Annotated in this window: 3 protein-coding genes; 2 read left to right on the top strand and 1 reads right to left on the bottom strand. The window is 58.1% G+C overall.

Translation table 11 applies throughout. From position 1 onward, the window contains the following. Positions 1-216: 216 nt before the first annotated feature. Together GOB87_RS06585 and GOB87_RS06580 are read left to right on the top strand one after the other, a co-directional pair. Positions 217-1938 carry a phospholipase C gene (locus GOB87_RS06585; RefSeq protein WP_242006209.1) on the top strand — a complete coding sequence of 574 codons (1722 nt, stop codon included), beginning with the start codon at positions 217-219 and terminating at the stop codon, positions 1936-1938. After that, complete coding sequence (locus GOB87_RS06580) at positions 1931-3265, top strand: cytochrome-c peroxidase (protein ID WP_242006206.1); 1335 nt, start codon at positions 1931-1933, stop codon at positions 3263-3265. The genes GOB87_RS06585 and GOB87_RS06580 overlap by 8 nt, the downstream gene beginning before the upstream one ends. Positions 3266-3347: 82 nt before the next feature. Here GOB87_RS06580 and GOB87_RS06575 read toward each other — a convergent pair whose 3' ends face one another. After that, entirely contained in the window at positions 3348-6977 is a 3630-nt protein-coding gene (locus tag GOB87_RS06575) for an SGNH/GDSL hydrolase family protein (protein WP_166314007.1), read from the bottom strand. Positions 6978-7336 lie beyond the last annotated feature (359 nt).

The raw sequence follows: 7336 nt of genomic DNA, 5'->3' as shown, positions 1-7336 counted from the left end.
CAGAATCTGCCTCCAGAGGCAAAATGCCGTTGTCATTCCAGATCAGACGCACAGGACACAGCTCTCAGAACAGAGAATAACACTCTTCAGACAAAATGTGAGAAATCCGCGACGAAGCTTGCACTGTCCGCTCTTTTGTCTCTGTCCGTTTTTTCTCCTATCCCGGGCCATGCCGGAGACTGGGATTTCGGATCGGGCAAGAATCAGCAGTCAAGCCTGTTTGGAAATGGCGTCAGCACCAAGACCCCCATCAAACATCTTGTTGTGATCTATCAGGAGAACGTCTCCTTCGATCACTATTTCGGAACTTATCCGAAAGCGGCCAACCCCACGGGTGAGCCGAGCTTCCGTGCCCGTTCCGGTACACCGGTTGTCAATAACCTGCTCGCCAACGGTCTGCTTGAGCAGAACCCCAACACCAACTCCGCCAATGGTACGGGCGCGGCTCTGCCGTTCCGTCTTGATCGCACGCAGGCCAGCACGGCGGATCAGAATCACGCTTATACCGCCGAACAGATGGCCTATGACGACGGCAAGGTCGATCTGTTCCCGCTCTACACAGGTAACGGCTCATCCGGTGGCGTGGGAGCGTTCGGCACCAAAGGGCAGGTTCTGGGCTATTACGACGGTAACACCGTGACGGCCTACTGGCGCTACGCCCAGCGTTTCGCCATGAGCGACAATTCCTATACCGACACGTATGGTCCATCCACGCCGGGCGCTCTGGAAGTTGTCTCGGGTCAGACGAACGGTCTGAAGCTGATCGCAACCACCCAGAAACCGTCCACGAAGGAAGCCTCTTCGGCCTATGTCTCTGACGGTCAGGGCGGCTGGACGATGGTCAATGACATCGATCCGGGCTACGACACCTGCTCGTCGGCGACCAATCAGGGCATGATGACGGGCCGCAACATCGGTGATCTGCTCAACGAGCGTGGCATCACATGGGGCGGTTTCATGGGCGGGTTCGACCTGTCCCTGTCCAACTCCGACGGATCGACGGGTTGCACGCGCAAGACGTACTCGACCATCGTGTCCGAGAACGTTGCCGACTACATTCCGCACCATAACTGGTTCCAGTATTACGCGAGCACGGCGAACCCCACACACGCCCGTCCGACTTCGGTCAAGTCGATTGGTTACACCTATGTTCCCGGCACTTCGACCAAGGATCCGGCCAATCATGAATATGACCTGAAGGATTTTTACACGGTTGCGAAATACGGCAATCTTCCGGCAGTTTCTTTTGTGAAGATGCCGGCCTATCAGGACGGTCACGCAGGTTATTCCGATCCGTTGGATGAGCAGGTTGGCGTCGTTGACGTGATCAACATGCTTCAGAAACTTCCTGACTGGCGCGACACTGCCATCCTGATCGCCTATGACGATTCTGACGGCTGGTATGATCACGCTTATGTCGCCCCGACCCACGGTTCATTCGACTCTTCTGCCGATCAGTTGAACGGGGCCGGGGTATGCGGCACGGGCACGGCGCCGAAGGGCGTGGACGGCAAGCCGGTCAATGGTCGTTGCGGCCCGGGCACACGTATCCCGCTGATCGCGATCTCTCCTTGGGCCCAGCGTAACCATGTCAGCCACACTCTGACGACGCAGGCGTCCATTGTCCGCTTCATCGAGGATAACTGGCTGGGCGGTAAGCGTCTTGGACAGGGTTCGTTCGACGCCACGGCTGGCAAGATCGACGATCTGTTCGATTTCCGTGGTGAGCCGCACACAGAGAAGCTGATCCTCGATCCGGACACGGGCGACATTCGCTCAGGCAGTATCTCGGGCAATGACAGCAGTAAGAACTCCAATAAGGATGACTCACCGTTCAACGCCGGTCATTCCAGTTCTTCGTCGAGCCAGAGTTCTTCGGCCTCGGGGCTGACTGGTCTTCTTGCCGCAATCTGGTCCTTCCTGTCTCAGTATGTCTGATCTCTTCCGTTCGATGCAGCCCGCTCTGGGCTGCATCACTCTTCTTGCTTTTCTGTGGACGGGAACCTCGGCGGCGTTGGCGGCCGGGTCCTGTCTTCCGGCGTCTGACGGCAGCAATCCCTGTCCGGTGGAATTGCGACGTCCGGATGTTCATCCGCTTTCGGCAATGGCCGAGATCGGAAAACAGATTTTCAACGATCCATTGCTGTCGGGTTCAGGTGTTCTGTCCTGCGCCTCATGCCACGAAGTAGCCAATCATTACGCACCGTCCGGTCAGACAGCGGTCTTTAGCGGTGGACAGGATCTGAATCGTCAGGGACGGCGTGCCATTCCGACGCTGACCTATGCCGAGCGGCGACCTAATTTCAGCATCGGTGTGGATGATCCCACAAGCGAGGCGGCGCCTGCGATAGTGGCCACGACAGCCAATGCGACACGTGGCGGCAAGAGTGCCGCCAATCCAGCGGCCTCTGCCGGCAATATGGTGCCACAGGGCGGTCTGTTCTGGGATGGTCGTGCTGATACGTTACAGCAGCAGGCGCTGGGTCCGCTCTACGATCCGGCTGAAATGGCGTCCACACCGCAGAAGGTGATCGACCGGATCAGCAACGCGCCCTATACGTCCGATCTGAAACAACTCGCGGGCATAGCGGGAGAGGCGTCCTCCTCCTTCCTTATGTCCGAAGCGATGTTCGCTCTTGCCCGTTATCAGATCGAGGATCCGTCCTTTCACCCGTACAACAGCAAATTCGATGCGTGGCTGGAAGGAAAGGAGTCATTCACGCCACTGGAACGGGTTGGGTATCTGGCGTTCAACGATCCGCAAAAAGGCAATTGTGCGGCGTGTCATATCGACACCGTGCAAGGCAATCGTCTGTCTCCGCTGTTTACCGATCATCAGTACGAGGCGCTGGGTGTACCCCGGAATATGGACATCGCGCGCAATCATGATCCGGCTTATGCGGATCTGGGTGTGTGTGATCGTCAGCCGAACAGTCGTCGTGCGCTGAGCGTTTATTGTGGGATGTTCGCGACGCCGACACTGCGTAATGCCGCCACCCGCCATGTGTTTTTTCACAATGGGGTGTTTCACTCTCTCAAGGAAGTGATGGATTTTTACGCATTGCGCGATCTTGAGCCGTCAAAATTTTATCCCGTGGGGGATGACGGACAGGTGCGGAAATATAACGATCTTCCTGTCCGATATCGTGACAACCTCGATACGGTGGATGCACCATTTGACCGCAAGCCCGGCGATCGGCCCGCAATGACAGAAGAAGACCGTGCGGCAATCATTGCCTTTATGCGCACGCTGACCGATCGATAAACGTGTTTTGTGAATGCAATGCAGGCGGATTGCGGAGCCGGCAGTTTTATAAAACTGCCGGCTCCGCGTCTTTCAGACGTGTTCAGAAATATGTGTAAGAGCGGCTCTGGGTCGAGAACAGAGAAGCCATTTTCGCAGTCAGGCGTGGAGCCATCATGGCGTGAGCGTGTAGCGTGGGATGTACCTTATCGCTCGCAAGGAAGCCGCCATAAGCCGTATTGATCATGCGTGAGATATCTTCACCGAAATCCAGCAGCGTGACTTTGTTGTCGTTGGGATTGGCGGTTTGATAGGCCGTGACCGCCGCCTGATAGAGAGGCAGATACAGGTCGGAGTTGATTCCGAACTTGTCACGAAATGACCACGGAACCTGAACCACGATCCAGGCGTTCGGAGCCGTCTCGCGCAGGGCTTCCATGCTCTGGGTGAGAGCCGCCTGGAAGTCGGATGGGGTCATATGGCCATAATAGGCGTCGTTGTAGCCATAGTTCAGGTAAAATGCGAACGGCTCCTCGCCCGTGTCTCCGTAAGCGCTCCAATGCCCCGCGCTATCGAGCACACTGGTCTGGCTGTCGATCAGATTCCAGCGGCTGCCACTGTCAAGCTTGCCGCCCTGACCACCGCTGGAACCCGTGATCTTGTAGAAATACGGCACACTTCCATCGCCGCTCTGGGAAAAGCCGGTACCGCCATTGGCCATCATGGAGATGTCATACCCCATCTCGTCGAGCGCCTGCGCCAGAAAGAACGAAAAATCGCAGAGATTGTCGCCATAATACGTGGTCGCGTTGTCCACCACATTGTTGGCGTTGACACCTTCCGTGATGCTGTCACCGATCATGACCACATAGGGCCGCATGGCGGGCGCTTCGGCAGGGGACGAGCCGGAATCAAGCTGGACACCGAGGATCTGCACCAGTTCGGTGGCTGTCGTGACCGGCCAGCGGGCATTGGCGGTGATCGCGGAATAGGACAGATAGAAATCCAGCCGGTTCTCGCTGTTTGCGATGATGTTGGACAGTGTGATGTCGGCGTTGGCGGCACTGCGCAAGGTGGGCACGCCATTGACGAAGTAACTGACCAGGTTTCCGGCTTTCGCATTGCCAATTTTTACCACGGCCGTGGGGTTGGTGCCTGCGTTCCAGACAAAGCGGAACCACGCACCGTTCCACGCCGAACGCCGCCACTGACTGCCGCTGCGGCCCTCATCGCCGGTCCAGTTTCCGGGGCTGAAGCAAAATGCGGTGCTGTTCACCGAGACAATCGAACTGATTGTTACGGAGAGGGCAGTTGGATTGGCCAGGCCGGCGTTATTGCTGGATGCGAGACTGACGGTGCCCGCCGCCGATGGCGTGAATGTCACGGTGACAGGCGCGGTGCTGCCTGCAGGAACCGTGACAGTGGAGGGAGAGAATGTGCCGGCAACCCCAGAGGCACTGAGTGTGAAGGTTACAGGCACGGGCTGCGAAGAGCCACCTGCTGGGGTGAGGGTCACCGTGACGGGTTCACCGATCATCGCCGTGCTGGCGGCTGTCAGGGTGTAACTCGTCCAGGCGGATGTCGCAGTGAAAGCGAGAGCCTGCGGATCGGCCAGACTGCTGTTGTTGGTGACGGAAAGGCTGCCGCTGCCCGCAGTGGACGGCGTGAAGGTAAAGCTCGTGGATGTGGTGCTTCCCGCCAGCAGCGTGACGCTTGTGGGATTGAAGGTGCCGGCCAATGTGCTCGCAGGCGTGATCACGACGTTTGCACTGAGCGTGGTCTGTGAGGACGGAGTGACGATGAAGGTGGAAGCCTGTCCCACCGTGAGTGTCGTCGCGCCGGACAGGACATAGCTGCTGGAACTGTTGGTGCTTGTCGCAGTGAGCGTGACCGGCGCAGGGTTGGAGAGTGAACCGGAGTTCGTGAAAGAGAACGTGCCCGATCCTGCAACGGATGGTGTGAACGTACAGGTTACGGCAGCCGTGCTGCCAGCCGGGAAGGTTACGCTTGCGGGAGAGAACGTGCCCGCGAGCGTGCTCGACGGTGTGACGGTGACCGCAGACGACAGAGCCGCGCCCGCGCCGGGGGTGAGCGTAAAGGTAGCGGCTGTCCCCACGGTCAGGATGGACGGTGTGGAGACGGAATAGGTGGTGAAAGCCGTCTGGCTGCTGCTTGCCGTCAGGGTCTCGCTTGCAGGATTGCTAAGCGAGCCGCTGTTGGTGAAGGAAAGTGTGCCCGACCCGGCGGCGGACGGCGTGAAGGTGAACGAGACCGCAGCCGTGCTGCCAGCGGGAATGGTGACGGTCGTGGGACTGAAACTGCCCGCAAGCGTGGAGGCCGGTGTGATGGTGACGGCGGAGGAGAGAGCCGCGCCCGAACCCGGTGTAACGGTGTAAACCGTGCCTGCGCCGACTGTCAGCGACGTTGCACCGGACACGGTATAAGTGGAAAAAGCGGCCTGAGCCTGGGCCACTGTCACCAAAAGGCTTGTTGGATTTGTAAGCGAGGCCGAGTTGGTGAAGGACAGCGTTCCTGATCCGGTGGTGGTCGGCGTGAAGGTGAACGTCACGGCGGCGGTGCTGCCTGCCGGAATGGTGATGGCGGCAGGGCTGAATGTGCCTGCAAGCGTGGAGGCTGGTGTAATGGTGACGGCGGAAGCGAGCGCCGTGCCGCTGCCCGGTGTGACGGTATAAGTCGAGGCAGCGCCTGCTGTCAGCGAAGCGGGACCGGAAATCATGTAGGTCGAAAACGCAGATGCCGCAGCGGACGATGTGACCGAAAGAGCCGCCGGGTCGCTCAGGCTCGCATTGTTCGTGGTGGAGATCGTGCCCGATCCGGTGGCGGACGGTGTGAAGGTGAAGGTTGCGGCCGCCGTGCTGCCGGCCGCAATGGTCACGGTGGTGGGGGAGAATGTGCCTGCCAGCGTGCTTGTCGGCGTAATGACGGCAGCCGTTGACAGCGCAGTGCCAGCGCTCGGTGTGACGGTAAAGGTGGAGGTGGTGCCTGCCGTCAGGGAGGCGGGGCCGGTGAGAGTGTAGGCTGTGAACGGTGTGGTTGCAGCCGCCTTGTAAGAAGCGAAAGAGGAAAGACTGGCGCTATTGCTGGCGCTTCCGGCTCCTCCTTTGTAGCTGTACGCGCACAGACCGATGGAGCCTGTCACGTTCTGGAGAGTGGCTTCCGTATCGGTGAAGGTCTTGGTGAGAACAGTCGTGCCTGCGGCGTTCGTGGCTGTCAGGTTGAAGGTTGTGGTCGCGCTGTCGGTCTGGGACCAGTCAAAAGAGAATGTGAAATCTGTTCCGGCCCCGACACCCGGCGAGAATACGGCCGTCGTGTCACCGATCCAGGTTGCTGTGCCATTCACGACCTTGTAGTAGCCAAAATAGCAGTTTTTACTTGTTTTGGCGTCATATTCGACACCAACCATGTAGCATGTGGGGGACGATGTGCTGCGGTTGGAGCGGATGACTGCGTAAAAACGCTGATAGGCCGTGGCCGTTGCCGTAAAGGTGACTTTGCCGTCCTGTACATCTTCGCTGGTAGGGCGCAGGAGCTGCTTGTGAAAATAGGTGGTGGAATCATCCACACTCATGCGGAGAAGATTGGAACTGTCAGTGGAGAAAACCCCGCCGACGGCATCGATCCAGCCGTCCACCAGTGTGGTTCCCGCGGTTGTGACGGCTGCGGTGGGGCCGGTAAAGGCTGTGGTGTCATGAAGAAGAGTAAAATCGGTCATTAAATCTGTCTTTTCTGTCAGGAAGAGCGAACGTGTCCCAGAAGGTGTTTCCGTGTCGAGCCGCACGGATATTTGAAAAATCCTTTTTCAATAAAACGACTGTTTCATATCATTGTCATGAAGGTGGAGGAGGCATGAAAAGGGAGAACATGTCGATCCTGTTACCCTGTTGCTGCTCGCAGCCGTGGGAACCCGCAACGGATCGAAAAGGGATCGTTCGTCACGAGTACGTCCGCGTGTCGCCTGACAGATATCAGTCCCCGTTCGTGATGAAGTGGTCAGAAAAGAAAAAGGTGCATATTCATGCTGTATGAAGCGCCAGCCTGTTCATGCGTGAACGTGTATGATCGCAAGTACAA

The sequence above is a fragment of the Acetobacter estunensis genome (genome assembly GCF_011516945.1).
GTDB classification, from domain to species: domain Bacteria; phylum Pseudomonadota; class Alphaproteobacteria; order Acetobacterales; family Acetobacteraceae; genus Acetobacter; species Acetobacter estunensis.
This window is presented reverse-complemented; position numbering and strand designations above follow the sequence as displayed.

Coding starts and splice junctions, on each gene's coding strand:
- GOB87_RS06575 (WP_166314007.1), bottom strand. CDS start 6,977: ATGACCGATTTTACTCTTCTTCATGACACCACAGCCTTTACCGGCCCC.
- GOB87_RS06580 (WP_242006206.1), top strand. CDS start 1,931: ATGTCTGATCTCTTCCGTTCGATGCAGCCCGCTCTGGGCTGCATCACT.